General features: G+C 55.6%; 17 protein-coding genes. 6 read left to right on the forward strand and 11 right to left on the reverse strand.

Translation table 11 applies throughout. The annotated features are described in order from the left end of the window. Positions 1-209 precede the first annotated feature (209 nt). From rlmKL to rmf, 5 genes are all read left to right on the forward strand, one after another. Positions 210-2,354 (forward strand): bifunctional 23S rRNA (guanine(2069)-N(7))-methyltransferase RlmK/23S rRNA (guanine(2445)-N(2))-methyltransferase RlmL, encoded by a 2,145-nt coding sequence (gene rlmKL / locus BN1130_RS12910; protein WP_042042458.1) that lies wholly within the window; start codon positions 210-212, stop codon positions 2,352-2,354. After that, positions 2,354-2,578: a glutaredoxin family protein gene (locus BN1130_RS12915; RefSeq protein ID WP_042042459.1), complete on the forward strand. Its 225-nt coding sequence runs from the start codon at positions 2,354-2,356 to the stop codon at positions 2,576-2,578. Before rlmKL ends, BN1130_RS12915 begins: the two co-directional genes overlap by 1 nt. 85 nt (positions 2,579-2,663) lie before the next feature. Beyond that, positions 2,664-4,577 carry an ATP-binding cassette ATPase Uup gene (uup, locus tag BN1130_RS12920; protein WP_042042460.1) on the forward strand — a complete coding sequence of 638 codons (1,914 nt, stop codon included), beginning with the start codon at positions 2,664-2,666 and terminating at the stop codon, positions 4,575-4,577. An 8-nt stretch (positions 4,578-4,585) separates the two neighbouring features. Beyond that, complete coding sequence (locus BN1130_RS12925) at positions 4,586-6,235, forward strand: DUF3466 family protein (protein WP_042042461.1); 1,650 nt, start codon at positions 4,586-4,588, stop codon at positions 6,233-6,235. A 162-nt stretch (positions 6,236-6,397) separates the two neighbouring features. After that, on the forward strand, positions 6,398-6,574 hold the full coding sequence (gene rmf / locus BN1130_RS21725) for a ribosome modulation factor (protein ID WP_005905568.1): 177 nt from the start codon (positions 6,398-6,400) through the stop codon (positions 6,572-6,574). 81 nt (positions 6,575-6,655) lie between these two features. On the opposite strand, the gene fabA is transcribed toward rmf, so the two are convergent. From fabA to BN1130_RS22900, 10 genes are all read right to left on the reverse strand, one after another. Beyond that, positions 6,656-7,216 (reverse strand): 3-hydroxyacyl-[acyl-carrier-protein] dehydratase FabA, encoded by a 561-nt coding sequence (fabA, locus tag BN1130_RS12930; RefSeq protein WP_042042463.1) that lies wholly within the window; start codon positions 7,214-7,216, stop codon positions 6,656-6,658. A 76-nt stretch (positions 7,217-7,292) separates the two neighbouring features. Continuing rightward, positions 7,293-9,269, reverse strand: coding sequence for a Lon protease family protein (locus BN1130_RS12935; RefSeq protein ID WP_042042464.1), 1,977 nt, complete (start codon positions 9,267-9,269; stop codon positions 7,293-7,295). Between the two features lie 196 nt (positions 9,270-9,465). Then, a complete protein-coding gene (locus BN1130_RS12940; RefSeq protein ID WP_042042465.1) occupies positions 9,466-10,464 on the reverse strand; it encodes a zonular occludens toxin domain-containing protein in 999 nt (332 codons plus the stop codon). Then, a complete protein-coding gene (locus BN1130_RS12945; protein ID WP_042042466.1) occupies positions 10,461-10,730 on the reverse strand; it encodes a DUF2523 domain-containing protein in 270 nt (89 codons plus the stop codon). Before BN1130_RS12945 ends, BN1130_RS12940 begins: the two co-directional genes overlap by 4 nt. Then, the gene (locus BN1130_RS22270; RefSeq protein ID WP_198135279.1) at positions 10,731-11,969 is read right to left on the reverse strand and encodes a virulence factor TspB C-terminal domain-related protein; all 1,239 of its coding nucleotides are present in this window, start codon (positions 11,967-11,969) and stop codon (positions 10,731-10,733) included. It abuts the gene before it with no gap. Between the two features lie 72 nt (positions 11,970-12,041). Beyond that, positions 12,042-12,350 (reverse strand): hypothetical protein, encoded by a 309-nt coding sequence (locus tag BN1130_RS12950; protein WP_042042468.1) that lies wholly within the window; start codon positions 12,348-12,350, stop codon positions 12,042-12,044. Positions 12,351-12,367: 17 nt separating this feature from the next. Further along, on the reverse strand, positions 12,368-12,574 hold the full coding sequence (locus BN1130_RS12955; protein ID WP_052448230.1) for a major capsid protein: 207 nt from the start codon (positions 12,572-12,574) through the stop codon (positions 12,368-12,370). A gap of 64 nt (positions 12,575-12,638) precedes the next feature. After that, the gene (locus BN1130_RS12960; RefSeq protein WP_042042469.1) at positions 12,639-12,932 is read right to left on the reverse strand and encodes a single-stranded DNA-binding protein; all 294 of its coding nucleotides are present in this window, start codon (positions 12,930-12,932) and stop codon (positions 12,639-12,641) included. A gap of 11 nt (positions 12,933-12,943) precedes the next feature. Next, positions 12,944-13,228 carry a hypothetical protein gene (locus tag BN1130_RS22275; RefSeq protein WP_157014002.1) on the reverse strand — a complete coding sequence of 95 codons (285 nt, stop codon included), beginning with the start codon at positions 13,226-13,228 and terminating at the stop codon, positions 12,944-12,946. Between the two features lie 79 nt (positions 13,229-13,307). Beyond that, positions 13,308-14,444 (reverse strand): phage/plasmid replication domain-containing protein, encoded by a 1,137-nt coding sequence (locus tag BN1130_RS22900; protein WP_042042471.1) that lies wholly within the window; start codon positions 14,442-14,444, stop codon positions 13,308-13,310. 126 nt (positions 14,445-14,570) lie between these two features. Here BN1130_RS22900 and BN1130_RS12975 point away from each other — a divergent pair, with 126 nt between their 5' ends. Beyond that, positions 14,571-14,753 carry a hypothetical protein gene (locus BN1130_RS12975; RefSeq protein ID WP_042042472.1) on the forward strand — a complete coding sequence of 61 codons (183 nt, stop codon included), beginning with the start codon at positions 14,571-14,573 and terminating at the stop codon, positions 14,751-14,753. A 283-nt stretch (positions 14,754-15,036) separates the two neighbouring features. On the opposite strand, the gene BN1130_RS22280 is transcribed toward BN1130_RS12975, so the two are convergent. Next, positions 15,037-15,330 carry a hypothetical protein gene (locus tag BN1130_RS22280; RefSeq protein ID WP_157014003.1) on the reverse strand — a complete coding sequence of 98 codons (294 nt, stop codon included), beginning with the start codon at positions 15,328-15,330 and terminating at the stop codon, positions 15,037-15,039. Between the last annotated feature and the right edge of the window lie 24 nt (positions 15,331-15,354).

Consider the following 15,354-nt stretch of genomic DNA (forward strand, 5'->3'; position numbering starts at 1 on the left):
CCGATAGCCCCCATCCCCCCTCGCGCTGAACGGTTCCATCCCCCTTGAGTGAGCGCTCCGGATGATGCTTCGGAGCATATGACGGTCGCCGTTGCTGCACTTCTGGGCGATTGGTGATGAATTGAGGGGGAGGGGGCGATGATCGGGGCGCCAAGCTGGCCGTGAATGAGGTATAATACGGCACTTTTTATGGCATCCCCGTGAGCGTGATGAAAGAATTCTTTGCAACCTGCCCCAAGGGGCTGGAAAACCTGTTGGCCGATGAGCTGACCACCCTGGGCGCAGAGCAGGTCCGTGAGACCGTGGCCGGCGTCCATTTCAAAGGCGAACTGGTCATTGGCTACAAGGCCTGCCTGTGGAGCCGCTTTGCCTCCCGCATCGTGCTGGTGCTCTCCGAATTCCAGATGAATGACGATCTGGATCTCTATCTGGGCGCCCACACCATTGCCTGGGAAGAGCACTTCCCCGGTACCGCCACCATAGCGGTGGACTTTACCGGTACCAACCCCGCCATCCGCAATACCCAATATGGCGCGCTGAAGATCAAGGATGCCATCGTCGATCGCTTCACCAAGCGCGGCCATGTGCGCCCGGACATCGACAAGAAGTCGCCGGATATTCGCATCATGGCGCACCTGGGCAAGGGCAAGGCCAATATCACCCTGGACTTGTCGGGCCCGGCCCTGCACCAGCGTTTCTATCGCCAGGGCACCGGCGAGGCGCCGCTCAAAGAGAACCTGGCCATGGCCATGATAGCCCGCAGCGGTTGGGCCGGTGAGCCGATGATGGACCCCATGTGCGGCTCCGGCACCCTGCTTATCGAAGCGGCCTTCGTCGCCGCCGACATGGCGCCGGCCCTGCGCCGCGAGCGGTTTGGTTTCGATCGCTGGCTGCAACACGATGCCGAGCTGTGGCAGAGCCTGATGATGGAAGCCCAGGTGCGTGCCAAGCGCGGCATGCAGCGCTGCGAGGTCAAGTTGTTTGGTTGTGACGCCGATCCTCGCGTATTGATGAAGGCCCGCGACAACGCCAAGGCGGCCGGGGTGGATCATTTCATCACCTTCAAGCAGGCCGACGTGACCGCGTTGGAGAACCCGCTGCCGATGCCAGCGGTAGAAGGCGAGGCCCGTCAGGTGGGCATGCTCATCTCCAACCCGCCCTATGGCGAGCGTCTGGGTGAATTCCCGGCCCTGCTCGAAGTGCACCAGGCGCTGGGCGATGCCCTGCGTCGCAGCTTCCAGGGCTGGCGCGTCTCCATTCTGTCTGCCTCGCCGGAGCTGCTGAGCTGTCTGCGCCTGCGGGCCGACAAGCAGTATCGCCTGTTCAACGGTGCGCTGGAGTGTCAGCTGCGCAACTACCAGATTGCCCTGGACTCCGTGGCCTCCCAGAAAGAGGTGGCCCAGGATTTCGCCAACCGCCTGCGCAAGAACCTCAAGACCCTGGAGAAGTGGGCCAGTAAAGAGGGCATCGACTGCTACCGCATCTACGATGCGGACTTGCCGGAATACAACGCTGCCATCGACCGCTATCAGGATTACCTGGTGGTGCAGGAGTATGCCGCGCCCAAGGACATCCCCGCCCAGAAGACCCGTCAGCGTCTGCTCGACATGGTGCAGGCCGCCATCAAGGTGACCGGCATGGACGGCGAGAAGGTGATCCTCAAGGTGCGCGAGCGTCAGGAGGGTAAGCAGCAGTATCAGAAGCTCTCTACCGAGCAGCACCGGATGGAAGTGCAGGAGTACGGTGCCCGCCTCTGGGTCAACCTCTATGACTACCTGGATACCGGCCTGTTCCTGGATCACCGTCAGACCCGCCGCATGTTGGGCCAGATGGCCCAGGGCAAGCGCTTCCTGAACCTGTTCGCCTATACCGGCAGTGCCACCGTGCACGCGGCGCTGGGGGGGGCTAGCGAGACCACCACGGTCGACATGTCTTACACCTATCTGGATTGGGCGCAGGACAACATGCGTCTGAACTCCCAGGTCGGTCGTCAACACAAGTTCGTGCAGGCCGACTGCCTGAAATGGCTCTCCGAGGCCGATGGACAATACGATCTCATCTTCATCGATCCGCCCACCTTCTCCAACTCCAAGCGGATGGACGAGAGCTTCGACGTGCAGCGCGATCACCTGCTGCTGTTGCAACACCTCAAGCGTCTGCTGGCGGCGGACGGCACCCTGGTGTTCTCCAACAACAAGCGTCACTTCAAGATGGATCTGGCCGGTCTGGAAGCCGCGGGCCTCAAGGCGCAGAACATCACCAGCAAGACCCGGCCAAAAGATTTCGAACGCAACGTGCACATCCACAACTGCTGGTTGATCACCCACGCCGACACACCGGTAGATGCCGGCTGATGCTGACCCTGTTTCATACCGACGGTTGTCATCTGTGCGAGCAGGCCTGGCAGCTGGTGGAGGAGGCGGGATTGGCCGCGCAAACCCGCCAGTGCGACATCATGGAGGATGCCGACTGGTTGGCCGCTTACCGGGTGCGCATCCCGGTGCTGCGAGATGAGGCCGGCCGAGAGCTTGGCTGGCCCTTCACCCTGACCGAGCTTGACGACTGGGTGAAGGCGTAAACGGATCACTATTGTGTACCTGTGATATTGAGAGTGGGGCAGACCGGGTCTGTCCCGCTTTTTCATGAAGAATTAAGGAAAAGACATGGCTTTATTAACATTGCACGGCGCTTGTCTGTCGTTCAGTGATTTCCCGCTGCTCGACAATGCCGAACTGAGCATAGAGCGCGGTGAGCGTCTCTGTCTGGTGGGCCGCAACGGGGCGGGCAAGTCCACCCTGATGAAGGTCATCGCCGGCGAATTGCCCCTCGATGACGGCCGCATGGTGCAGCAGCAGGAGTTGAAGGTGACCCGCCTCGAGCAGGATCCCCCCGCCTCCAGCGATCTGACGGTGTTCGATTACACCGCCGAAGGGCTGGCCGGGGTCGGCGAGATCCTCAAGCAGTATCACCATATCTCCATGGAGTTGGCCCACGATCCCTCCGACGCCAACATTCGCATCATGAGCGAGTTGCAAGAGCAGCTCGATTACCAGAATGGCTGGCAGTTCGAGACCCGCATCAGCCAGGTGCTGACCCTGCTCAACCTCGACCCCGACGCGACCCTGGACAGCCTCTCCGGCGGCTGGCTGCGTAAAGTGGCCCTGGCCCGCGCCCTGGCCTGCGATCCGGATCTGCTGCTGCTCGATGAGCCGACCAACCACCTGGACATCGAGGCCATCAACTGGCTGGAAGAGTTCCTGAAAGATTTCCGTGGCGCCATCGTGTTCATCTCTCACGATCGGGAGTTCATCCACAAGCTGGCGACCCGGATCATCGATCTCGATCGCGGCGAGATCACCTCCTGGCCCGGCAACTACGACCAGTATCTGCTCGGGAAAGAGGAGTGGCTGCGGGTCGAGGAGCTGAAGAACGCCGAGTTCGATCGCAAGCTGGCCCAGGAAGAGGTGTGGGTCCGTCAGGGCATCAAGGCCCGCCGTACCCGTAACGAAGGCCGGGTTCGCGCCCTCGAAGCCATGCGCATGGAGCGCAGTCAGCGCCGCGAGCTGCAGGGCAAGGCCAAGCTGCAGATGGACGACGTCAATCGCTCCGGCAAGCTGGTGTTCGAGACCGAAGGGCTTGGCTTGGACTTTGGCGATCGCACCCTGTTCCAGGGGTTGGACTTGCAAGTGCTGCGTGGCGACAAGATTGCCCTGGTGGGCCCCAACGGTTGTGGCAAGTCGACCCTTATCAAGCTGCTGCTCGGTCAACTCGAGCCCAGCCGCGGCGTGGTCAAGGGCGGCACCAAGCTGGAAGTGGCCTATTTTGACCAGTATCGCGATCAGCTCGATCCCGAGCAGACGGTGATGGACAACGTGGGGGAGGGCAAGCAGGAAGTGATGGTGCGTGGCCGCTCCCGCCATATTCTGGGCTACCTGCAGGACTTCTTGTTTGAACCCAAGCGGGCCCGTACCCCGGTCAAGGCCTTGTCAGGGGGTGAGAAAAACCGTCTACTGTTGGCCAAACTGTTCCTCAAGCCCAGTAACTTGTTGATTCTGGATGAACCAACCAACGATCTGGATGTCGAAACGCTGGAATTGCTGGAGGAGCTGCTGGCGGACTATCCCGGCACCCTGCTGCTGGTCAGCCATGATCGTCGTTTCATCGACAATACGGTCACCGGTTGCTGGTTGTTTGAAGGGGATGGCCGCATCAGCGATTATGTGGGCGGTTATGCCGACATGATGGATACCCGTGCCCTGCAAGCGGCGCAGCCTGCCAAGGCGGCGAGTAAAGCAGCGCAGGTGACAGAGACGGTCGCAGTGGCGAGCGAGCCCGTCAAGAAGGCCCGCAAGCTCTCCTACAAGGTGCAGTTGGAGCTTGATGAGTTGCCAGCAAAACTGGAGCAACTTGAAGCCGAACTTGATACATTGCAGGGCGAAGTCAATGAGCCCGGCTTCTTCTCGCTCAGTGCCGAGCAGACACAGCAGAAGCTAAATGCCCTGAGTGCTGCTGAAGCAGCACTGGATCAGGCCTTCTCCCGTTGGGAGGAGTTGGAAGCGTTGAAACATCAGGACTAAGGACGTAGATGAAAAAGCAATTATCCATACTGGCCGTACTGGTCGGCGCCAGCCTCAATGCGCAGGCGGCACAGAACCCCTTCTTCAAGATAACGGAAGTGGGGCAGGGCTATGCGACCGGGATCAGCGCGGACAACAGTGTGCTGGCGGTGAAGTCGAAGAATGATGCGGGAAACTTCTTCTCGACCACTCCCTTCTCCGACTTCCTGGTGGACAGATTCCGCTTCGAGCAGGATTGCATCCTCTCTGGGGATGTCTGTGACGCCTTCTGGGAAGACAACGCGAACTTTGGCTTTGATTGGCGCCGTGATTTCCTCGATGCCACCTCCCAGCGCGACAGCATAGGGGTTTCTGGCAGCGAGACCGATGGCCTTGCCGTGGCCATGGGCCCGGAGAGCGGCACCTACGTCGGCTACAAGGCGAGCAAGAATGCGGTCAACAACTTGGCCAATAGCCGCACCGCCTTTGCCGTTATCGATAGCGGCAATCAGGTGGCTCTGGAAGGTAACTACAAGGTCAACAGCACCAACGTGCTGAGCAGTGCCACCAGTGTGGCGCAGGTCAGTGGCAGCCAGTATCTGATCACCGGCACTGCGGCCACCGGCAAAAACCGCAAGGTCGACACCGACGAATACAAAGATTGCTTCAACGGTGATGACGACAACTTCGGTGACTACCGTTATTGCCCCGGTACCGACACCCAGGCCGCCTTCTGGCTGGTGGACAATGGTGCCGTGAGCCTGTTCCAGCCGGGCAGCTATTACGACAATGACAGCAACATGGTGCAGACCGCCTCTGCCGCTCAGGCCGTCAAGCTCAAGGATGGCAGCTGGGTTGCCGTGGGCTACTCTGCCACCGACGAGGAAGTGTCGGAGCACAGCCTGGATCTGGCCACTTACTGGACATTGGATCTGGCCAGCAAGAGTACTGGCGCCACCACCGCCATCCCCTTGTCAGAGGGCAAGCCTGATGACAGCGATGCCAGCCTGCGCGGCAGCTGGGCGAGCGGCGTCAACGCCAATGGCTACGTCATCGGTAACCAGCGCTTTGGCACCAACAAGGGCCAGAACCGCCCGACCGAGATGTTTGTCTTCAACCTGAACAGCCCGAGCAGCAACGCCAGCGTGCCCCTCAAGGACAAGCCGATCAACGGTGCCAACTCGGAAGCGGCCGCCATCAACGATCACAACATGGTGGTTGGCTGGCGTGACTCCCGCCATCAGACCCAGCCGGTGACCGGCGGTACCAACCGCATGCAGGAGGCCTTCCTGCTGAGCGCCGCCAATGGCAACAACTGGTACCTGAACGATCTCATCTGTGGTCTGAATGATGCCGGCAGCAAGAGCTGCAGCCAGAATGGTGTCTATTACCATATCGCTTATGCCAGCGGCATCAGCCCCGATGGCACCATAGCGGCGACGGCTTTCCGTTACGCCAATGAGAGCGATCTGAATAACCGCATCAATGCGAGCGTAGTCAGCATCAAGATGAGCCCGGATAGCACCAACTACGAAGGTGTACCGGCGAATCGCGTTGTCTCCAATCCTCCGGTCGTCAACCAGACTGGTCAGGATGGTGACGAGGGCGGTGGTGGTGGCAGCCTGTTCTGGTTGACTCTGTTGGGTCTGCCCTTTGCCTGGCTACGTCGTCGAGGCTAAAAAAGTGAGTCATAAAAATTTAATGGAGTTCAGTGTCTTGTGTCACATGGCCTGATTAGCATCGGAATTTTTGTTTGACCTGCCTTTACCCTTGCGTTAATGATGAAAGCGACCGATGAAAAATTGGTCGCTTTTTTCGTTCAACGAAGAGGGTTGTAGAATATGAAGAGACAAAAACGGGACCGTCTGGAAAGAGCTCGCGCTCGCGGTTATCAGGCAGGCGTTGTCGGTAAAAATAGCGAATCTTGTCCGTATCAGTGTCTGGACGCTCGTGGCCATTGGCTGGGAGGGTGGCGTGATGCCATGGAAGGACGGAGTTCAGGACTCTTCATGAAGTAGTGACTTCATCACCATTCAAAGACAGGAAAGGGGCCCGACAGGCCCCTTTGCATTGCGTATCGTGCGCGCAAGGCGGCGATATCAGAAGCTGGTGGTGTCCTTGAACAGACCCACTTTCAGATCGGTGGCGCTGTAGATGGGACGACCATCCACCTCGACCACGCCATCGGCAATGCCCATTACCAGCTTGCGGTTGATGACACGCTTGAAGGTGATCTTGTAGCTGACCTTCTTGGCGGTCGGCAGGATCTGGCCAGTAAATTTCACTTCACCCACGCCCAGGGCGCGGCCTTTGCCGGGGCCACCTTTCCAGCCAAGGAAGAAGCCAACCAGTTGCCACATGGCATCCAGACCCAGACAGCCCGGCATGACGGGATCACCCGGGAAGTGGCAATCGAAGAACCAGAGGTCCGGCGTGATGTCGAGCTCTGCCACGATTTCACCCTTGCCGTGCTCGCCGCCGTTGTCGTTGATAGTGACGATGCGATCCATCATCAACATGTTGGGGGCGGGCAACTGGCTGTTGCCTTCACCGAACAGTTCGCCACGGCTGCAAGCGAGCAGCTCTTCGCGAGAGAACGAGCTCTTGCCTTGTTCACACAGGGAGAGGGGAGCTGCGGAGGCGGTTTTATCTTGGGTCACGCTGTGTATCCTTCATATGAGTCAAAGCGGAGCCAATCTAGCGTACACTTGTGCGCTAAACAACTCCGATCACTTGTTAATGGCCAAACAGACGGCCCAGTATGGTGCGCATTATGCCTGTTTTTGGCAAGGTGCCGTTAAGATCGTCCAGCCGCTGCTGGATCCGGCCAAACAGGGTATCGGCCATGTCCGGCTCGCCAGCCACGCAGCCCGTCAGCATCTCGATGGCTTCTTCCACATGATCCACCGGGTGGATATGGAACAGGCCCTGCTCGACGGCGGCGATCACCTCGTCGGAGAGGTTGAGCTGCTGAGCATTGGTGCCCGGCAGCAAGATCCCCTGTTTACCATTGAGACCGTGGATCTGGCATACCCGGAAGAAGCCTTCAATCTTCTCGTTGACCCCGCCGACCGCCTGCACATTACCAAACTGATCGACGGCGCCGGTGACGGCGAAGTGCTGATAGATGGGTTGACGGGCGAGGGCGGAGAGCAGGGCACAGAGCCCGGTCAGGGAGGCGCTGTCGCCGTCAATCTCATGATAAGACTGCTCGAACACCAGGTTGGCTGACAGCGGGGAGGGGTTCTCGGCACCAAACTTGTTGGAGAGGTAGCCGTGAATGATCATCATCGCCTTGGCGTGGATATGGCCAGCCAGCTCCGCCTTGCGTTCGATATCCGCCACATCGCCATCCCCCAGGTGAACGGTGGCGGTGAGGCGCACTGGTTCGCCAAAATCATAGGGGTGGCCGGCGACCTGAATGACGGAGAGGCCATTGATCTGGCCAATCTCTTCCCCTTCGGTCTGCAACAGGATCTGGCCATCGATGACCCCCTGATCGGACTGTTCGACCAGATAGTTGAGGCGATAATCCTGCTCGGCCAGGGCGTGCACAATATGGTCATGGTCGATGATCTGGGCCTCGAACTCCCGGGCCAGGCTGTCGGCCAGACGCATCAGGGCCGTGAGCTGTACCTCTGAGAGAGAGAGCCACTCCTGATGGTCGCAGAGTCGGCTGGCATGGCGACAGAGTGCGGCCTGGGCTGCCGGGGTAAAGTCGAGCAGCGACCAGCGTTGCCGGATCCAGGCCAGATAGCCGAGAAAGTCGGGCAGTTCATCGTCGATTTCGACCTCGGAAACCAAGTCTGCCCGCAGGAAGATCCGCTCGGACATGTCTCTGTCCAGCATCTGGAACTCGGCCACTTCGAGCCTGTCGCCCACCAGGATCAGCTTGAGCCGAATGGGGGTGGCCTCAGGGGTAAAGAAAGGCGTCAGCGTCTTGCCTTCCTGATAGGCATTCCAGTCCAGCTCGCCCTTGAAGATGGCATTCTTGAGCTTGAACCAGAGATGGGGCTGATCGAGCAGCTCATCGAGTTGCAAGATGAGATAACCACCATTGGCTTCACGCATCAGACCCGGCTCCAGCAGGTGCTGGTTGGCATAGACGGAGCCTTGCTCAGTCTGATAGTTGATGGAGCCAAACAGCGTGTCCCAGTTGAGATCGCGGCCATAGACCACGGGGGCTTGCTGCTCGTCGTGATGGATAAGCAGGTTGATGAGTACAGGGTGCTGAAATTCGAGGCCGAGGGCGACATGCGCCGCTAAGTCCGAGAGAAAATCGGCTATCTTGGGGTCATTTTTCTGCTTGCGCATGATGCGAGTGACGAGGCGCTCGGCATCCAGATGATGGCCCATCAACTTGAGCAGTTCGCCAACCATTTCGCAAAACTCGACCCCGGAGCCAGGTTGCAGGCGCAGCCAGATAGGCTTGTACGGGTTGTTGAGATTCTCGGTGTAGCAGAGGTCAAACAGATCGCCATCCTTGCCATGGGTATCGGCAATCAGGATGCGGCACACTTGCTCGTAATCTGCGCCGGGGAAGCCGTTGATCAGCATCACCGGGCAATCGCCATCGAAACTGGCCAGGCGTTTGATGGCGGAGATGGCTCTGGGTTGCAAGGCGGCGAAGGGAATAGGTTCGAGTTCGCTCAAGGGAACAAAACGGTCAATCGCAAAAGCGGGTTTCAGTTGTTCTGATTTTAATTCAGCCACTTAAGACATCCGGTCGGAGAGAGGAAGCAATTGTTGCCATTATACACAGTTCAGATATACGTAACAGGAAATGGAATATGCAATTTAACATAATATACATTATGCGCATTCACCCAGTTGGCCAGGAACACGAAAAAGAAGACGCCGATAAGTTGGGTTATCGGCGTCAGGGTGAAAAGTTAGAGATAACAGAGCACTACGATTCCGTTTGCTCTACTCTGGTGGGTTCGCCCCGCACCGCGCGCTCCTTCGTCGCATCTCGGTACGGGTCGAACGACCCGCGAGTTACACGCTCACGGCACTGGGCATCTGCCATTTCAACCTTGGTCATCTGCTGGGTGTAGCACATGCAACGGTGGTCATCTGCAATACAGGCGGCAACAACGGGCATTGTGACCACGCTTCGAAGGTGGTCATAAGCTGGAGCTGTGTTAGGTTCACCCTGGACGCGCGGGATAAATTGCTCTCGAATATCAACCTCCTTTTCGGGTGTGGAAATGGGCGCTGATGGTGAAGGCTGGGCGGTTTGAATTGATGGTTGAGCTGGTTGTGCCTGAGGGTGAATAGCCTTAACGGACTTGTCACCAAAATGGTCTTGAAAGATGCTGAAGCCCAAATAGGCTAATCCGAGGATACAGAAAATGAGCACAATTAGCGGCTTGGGTATGCGAAATTTAACCTTTTGATGAATAGATGCGCTCTTATATACACCAAAGGAGCGTTTGGGGTGCGGCCAACGAACCTTAGTAAGGGCATTCTTGTAAGCGGTATCCGGGGAGTTCATGCACTCTGGATACTCATAGATATAGACGCCAAGTGGTGTCCGACGAACGTGTATATGGCGACCAACAAGGCGACGAACGTTGCTGTGTAGCAAGCTGGGGTGCTGAGTCATGATAGTGAAATCGAGACCCCTATGCCGATGGGTCTCAAGTTGGGCAATAGAATCTGGAATGGCCCTGCCAGCAGCCTCTGGACGCCAAATGCGCTGAACCTCATCAATGACGATGTGAGCGCCCTCAGGGGCCCACTTAGGCCAATCTAAGGGGTCTGGTGCGGGCTCATGGCGAATGAGCAAGTCAGGTATCCCATCAATGAACAAGGGGCGCTCAGTTTTGCTTTCAGGAACGAGTATTTGGTCAACGGCGTAAAGGGTCTTTCCAGCACCGGGAACGCCTGTAATGAGGGTTATCATTTGAGTGTGAACCTCTTGAATACCATCAGGGTTAAGCGAGCGCTAATGCCACCCGCAATGATGCCAAGGGCTGTGTTAAAGCCACCTATAGCCATGAACTGGAGCACGTTGGCAGGCAAGCCAAGCCAATGGGTTTGTGCAAGTGAAATAAATTGGTTAACGGCGGCCTCAACACCGACAAATGAAACAATACCGATACCGAGCTGAGTGAGAACCCGGATGACTATCGGTGATGCAATTGAAAGCAACCAGGCTGCAAGTGGCATTTAGTCCCCCTTCCCTACTGGGATTCCTAGCGCAATATAAAGTGCCGCCAAAAACGCAAGCGCGAGTACAGCAGGGCGTATGCCTGCAAGAAAATCACAAGTTGGCTGATAGGTAATTTCAACGACACCGCCAGTACTAAGGCTAATAACTTTTGGTGCTGGGCAATTGGCGTTATCAGAGCCCCAAGGTGACTGTGGTGTAATTTGGAATGGTATCTCAACGGGGGTAATTGGCTCGTCCTCAAGCGTCCCTAATTCAGCGCAAGCAATGGAGTTAGGGTTATCATCACAAAACTTGGTTTGCTCTTTAGGTGCAGTTGAGCCACTTGCTGGTGTGTCATCAGGTTTAACATTGGGGTCTGTCATGCCATCAAGTTTAATTGGGCCAATATCGACACGAACTCGATTAGGTTGGCTGGATGTGGGTGCGGGAGAAACATCCATTCTATCTCGGAACCAGTTGCCGTCTTTAAAATAAGGCTGCCCCATCCAGTCTGAAAAAGGAGTGAAATCAGTGGAGGTGATTGGGGTTGGTTGGGTTGAAAGGGCTGGGATATTGTTCCAGCCGGAAATAATAAGAGGTATTGAGGGTTGGTCAAGTTTGTTATTAAACCAATTACCATCAGCTAAAGGAGGTGTTCCGCAAGATTCAGTGGGAATTGAACTGGTACAAGTTTTTCTATTGCTATTAAAGCTTGTTGGTGCCGCAGGGTTTAATTTGTTTTTTGCAGTGCAATAATAGGAATCGGGGGTTGAGTAAACGCAGGTTGGGGTCTCATAATGAGAGCCTTTTAAAGCGACAAGGCAATTAGCTGCTTGCTGATGCGAGGATTCTCGGCAAGTGCGAACAGAGTCATTAGCCTGCCAGTAAAAGCCCCAGTTTTCAACGGTGCCAGAAGATTGAACCCATTCCCCGCCAGAAGCTTCAATGTCATCATCTGAATTGACCCATTCATAAACATCATAAGCCGCAGCAGCTAAGGCAACCGGGCCAGCCAATCTAGCAGCCCCCTTAAGTAAGGCGCCAGCGGCAGCGGTATCAGCAGCCAGGGCAACGGGTAAGTTGCGAGTCTGCCCCATAACGGCGACTTGTCCGGTTTTGCGCACAAACCCCTGAGTATCCATCACGCCAGCGGCAGTCCATACGCCATTGGCTTGCTGAACGCCCTCAATAGTCATAGTGGTGTATGCGGCAAATGCGGATGGGCAAGTGAATAAAAGAAGGAGTAATAAGCGCATCACATCCTCCATAGAATAATTGCGGCAGCGCCAAGGAGGCCGATTGATAGGTATATAGCGTCAACGGTCATATCAATTCCCCGCGCTTGCAGAGCGAGCCAGGGCGACATACACAAAAGCCGTGACCCACATGAGAATTACGCCACCGTTATAAATGGCGGCATCCTGAATAGTGACGAGCTGGCATTCATAAAGTTGAGGGGTAACAGTTACCGAAAATCCAGCGGTACTAGAGGTAATGAGCTGCTCGCCCTGAACTGCGGTTTGGTAATAAACAGGCTGTCCGTTTTCACCAATGGAGACGCCCGACATATCGGACGCCATCGCTGCTAGAAGTGAATCGGGGTCGCCATAACAAACCCCTTTGTACTGGTATGTCATGGAGACCCCCAGAAGCGTCAGACAGCGCGCTTCATGTACTTATAGACGGCGATACCGATGACGATGAGAAGCGCGGCAACGCCGAACTTCTGAACGTCAGTAAGGCCATCAGCCATGGCGGTTTCAGCCTCAGCGGGCACGGCAGCCAGGGCGGAAGTTGCGCAGACAGCGGAAACAGCAAGACCAGCAGCGGCACGTTTCATGAACAGGATGGATTTTTTCATGGTCATATCTCCCTATTGGGTTGGTTAAGTCCCCTGCCCTGACCGAGGGCAAAAGACGGGTAAATCAGGCCACGCGAGTGGCGGGCTGGCTGGCATTCAGGGGCAGCAGAACGAGCTGGCCGGAGATTGACAGGGAGCCGAAGCGGTCAACGTAGAAATTGGAGTCGTCGAACTTATACATGCCAGGCGCGAAGGCGGTTGCCCCCTCGGCGAGGTTGAACTCGAAGCGAACAGGATATTTAGTGTCCGCAGCAGCGAAGAAGAAACCTTCCTGCTTGTTGATGCTGTACGGCTTTTGGGTGCGCTGTGAGATACCAGATTTGACTGTGACTTTGTCGGATACGATTTCGATTTTCATGTGCGAGTACCTTATTGGCGGAGTTCAACGGACGAGCCGTCAGGGTTAATTACGAACAGGTCGGCGACTTGTTCGCGGATTAATGAGGCATGGTAATAACACTCGCCCTCGTCGTTAAAACGGAGCATTTCCGTTCTAGCGTCATAGGTTTCCCACTGGAGAATGTATTTACCGTGTTCATCAATATGTTTCTGATGCTCGGCAGCGGCGCGAACATCGGCACAGGTCTGGCGGGAGCAATAATCGTCACCGTTACCAATAATAATGAGGTGGCAGCATTTGCAATATCTGTTCATTTTCTCTCCCCGTTATGTTTGATAAAAGCAACAAGCAAGCAAGCGGCTATACCGATTAGCAGAAAGATAGCGAGAGAGGTCATGCTACGGCCCTCATGGTAACGGGCATTTCGTACCAGCTCGGCGGGGTGAGGATATTGGATTTAACCTCACGGCAAGCGGTAACAAATATCGGGCTGAATTTGGACACGTTGCAGCGCGACGCAATATCAATGCCGATTTTGCGGAGTCGGGCGCGGTGTGTTTGAACAGCCTTCTTGTCAATGTCAAAGCTGTGACCGTGCATCCACTGAATGGCATACATGGCAGTCGTGTTTGCGGCGCGGGTAGTCTCAACAATTCCAGAGGAAAGAAGACGCCCTGATATAGTTTCAAAGTCCATGGCGGTCACACTCAGCTTTTGGTCTATTTGAGTAAATTCGGTTATAAGTGATTCGAGTTGGGTGTAGTCTGATAAGCCCCAATAAAGTAAGTTTGCGCGTTTGAGAAATCGATTTTTAAGTTTGAGTTCAAACCGTACCATGCCAACGGCATAGGCGTATGAAATCAGGTTTTGTATATGGCGCATTTCGTCGGAATCATCACCGAAATTACGGGCGATTTTACCGAGGGAATGCAACTCGAGTTCATTGCCTTTTGCGTAGACGGTTGGGTAAATCAGGGCCGCATTGCCCTGCTTTGAGAGCCAATCTACTGAAAAGCCATTGCTATGAAGTCGAGGAATAGAGTTGCGATAGCGAAGAGTGGAAAGGCCGCTAATATAATCGCGCTCATTACCACCGCCCACAGATACATTTTCAGTAATGTGTAATTCCCGAATAATCGCTCCATCGGTGCCAACGTGTTCGAGTGCTGTACCTTGTCCATAAAATACCTTCGTGCATTTGGTGAATTTGGGTATCCGGTCACAGTGACCATAAATATCAGCAAGAATCTGGTTGTATACGGCGACGCAGGCGTCAACGGTGCGGAAGCCCCAGACGTTATCAAGGCGACCCCAGCGTGAGGGATTGCCAGACATACGAATAGATGAACCACTCACCTTAATCAGGACGCTGTCGCAGAAAGAGCCTTTATGGGAGTAGGCAGGTGAGCAAAGCGAGCCAGTTTCCACCACTTCCCCCTCCTCTATCACAAGACGGGCATAAGCGTTCCCGTCGAGCAGTGGGAGCTGGAAGCCGAAATCTTGTTCTATTGCTAACCAGTCAAAAAACATCTGATTTTCTCAGAAATTAGGAATTGCGATAATCTTGGATTCTAAGTTCTGATAAGTCAAGAAAACCGAGTTCTCAGAAACAAATTTGTTAGAATGTAGGGATGACGTACCAACAGGCCGAGCAAAATGCCAACAAAACACATCGATGACGCCACATGGAGGAGGGTTGAAACTGAGACTGTCAAAGCAGTTACAACAACCAGGGCGGCTCTAAAGGACACAGAGGTGCTTAAGATATTGATTCTTAAGGGGTTAGCCAACGTAACCGAGGATGATTATCTTGAGTACTTAAAGAAGAAGAGGAAGTAATTACCGTAGGTTGTTACGGTAAAGTCCGGGTGTCACTGGCCCCCGGACCTCGACCAGTCAAAAGCCCCTGCCCCAAGCTGGGGTTTTTTCATGCCCAAAAATCGCAGCCTGGAAGAGTCGCTTGTCTACGACAGGAGGATTCAGGGGTGGACGTTCTATCGGGGCAGTAAAGACCGGTTTGGCAGGAAGGGGGTGGACACTGCCACAGGGAGAGAATCCAAAGAAGTTGCGGCGGGCCCACCTACATCACGAACATGGACGAAAGCGAGCCGCCTTATAGGGGCTAGCGCCCCTGAACAAGCTGGCTCTGGGTGGCAGAACGGATGGATTCAAGGATGGATTCCAGCATATCCGGAGACATCGGAACATCATGGCCAGCAACCAGGGCACGAACGTGATTCTCAAGGACATCGACCGCATCACGATTAAAGGTAACGGTTACGGATTTTTGAGCCTTGCGAGCACGATAGGCGGCTTGTTTCTCTGCTGGAGTAAGGGCCTTGCCAGTAACGGGGCGACCCCTGACCCGCTTGGTAGAAATGAGCTCTTTGGTCTGAGTGTCGTGTTTGTCTTTCATGTCGGAATCCACCAGGATGAATGA

It is taken from the genome of Aeromonas rivuli (assembly GCF_000820045.1).
In the GTDB taxonomy this organism is placed as follows: Bacteria; Pseudomonadota; Gammaproteobacteria; order Enterobacterales; family Aeromonadaceae; genus Aeromonas; species Aeromonas rivuli.

What these genes read in the sequence shown, in the direction of transcription:
- rlmKL (WP_042042458.1), top strand. Translation starts at nt 210, where the DNA reads ATGAAAGAATTCTTTGCAACCTGCCCCAAGGGGCTGGAAAACCTGTTG.
- BN1130_RS12915 (WP_042042459.1), top strand. Translation starts at nt 2,354, where the DNA reads ATGCTGACCCTGTTTCATACCGACGGTTGTCATCTGTGCGAGCAGGCC.
- uup (WP_042042460.1), top strand. Translation starts at nt 2,664, where the DNA reads ATGGCTTTATTAACATTGCACGGCGCTTGTCTGTCGTTCAGTGATTTC.
- BN1130_RS12925 (WP_042042461.1), top strand. Translation starts at nt 4,586, where the DNA reads ATGAAAAAGCAATTATCCATACTGGCCGTACTGGTCGGCGCCAGCCTC.
- rmf (WP_005905568.1), top strand. Translation starts at nt 6,398, where the DNA reads ATGAAGAGACAAAAACGGGACCGTCTGGAAAGAGCTCGCGCTCGCGGT.
- BN1130_RS12940 (WP_042042465.1), bottom strand. Translation starts at nt 10,464, where the DNA reads ATGATAACCCTCATTACAGGCGTTCCCGGTGCTGGAAAGACCCTTTAC.
- BN1130_RS12945 (WP_042042466.1), bottom strand. Translation starts at nt 10,730, where the DNA reads ATGCCACTTGCAGCCTGGTTGCTTTCAATTGCATCACCGATAGTCATC.
- BN1130_RS22270 (WP_198135279.1), bottom strand. Translation starts at nt 11,969, where the DNA reads ATGCGCTTATTACTCCTTCTTTTATTCACTTGCCCATCCGCATTTGCC.
- BN1130_RS12950 (WP_042042468.1), bottom strand. Translation starts at nt 12,350, where the DNA reads ATGACATACCAGTACAAAGGGGTTTGTTATGGCGACCCCGATTCACTT.
- BN1130_RS12955 (WP_052448230.1), bottom strand. Translation starts at nt 12,574, where the DNA reads ATGAAAAAATCCATCCTGTTCATGAAACGTGCCGCTGCTGGTCTTGCT.
- BN1130_RS12960 (WP_042042469.1), bottom strand. Translation starts at nt 12,932, where the DNA reads ATGAAAATCGAAATCGTATCCGACAAAGTCACAGTCAAATCTGGTATC.
- BN1130_RS22275 (WP_157014002.1), bottom strand. Translation starts at nt 13,228, where the DNA reads ATGAACAGATATTGCAAATGCTGCCACCTCATTATTATTGGTAACGGT.
- BN1130_RS22900 (WP_042042471.1), bottom strand. Translation starts at nt 14,444, where the DNA reads ATGTTTTTTGACTGGTTAGCAATAGAACAAGATTTCGGCTTCCAGCTC.
- BN1130_RS12975 (WP_042042472.1), top strand. Translation starts at nt 14,571, where the DNA reads ATGCCAACAAAACACATCGATGACGCCACATGGAGGAGGGTTGAAACT.
- BN1130_RS22280 (WP_157014003.1), bottom strand. Translation starts at nt 15,330, where the DNA reads ATGAAAGACAAACACGACACTCAGACCAAAGAGCTCATTTCTACCAAG.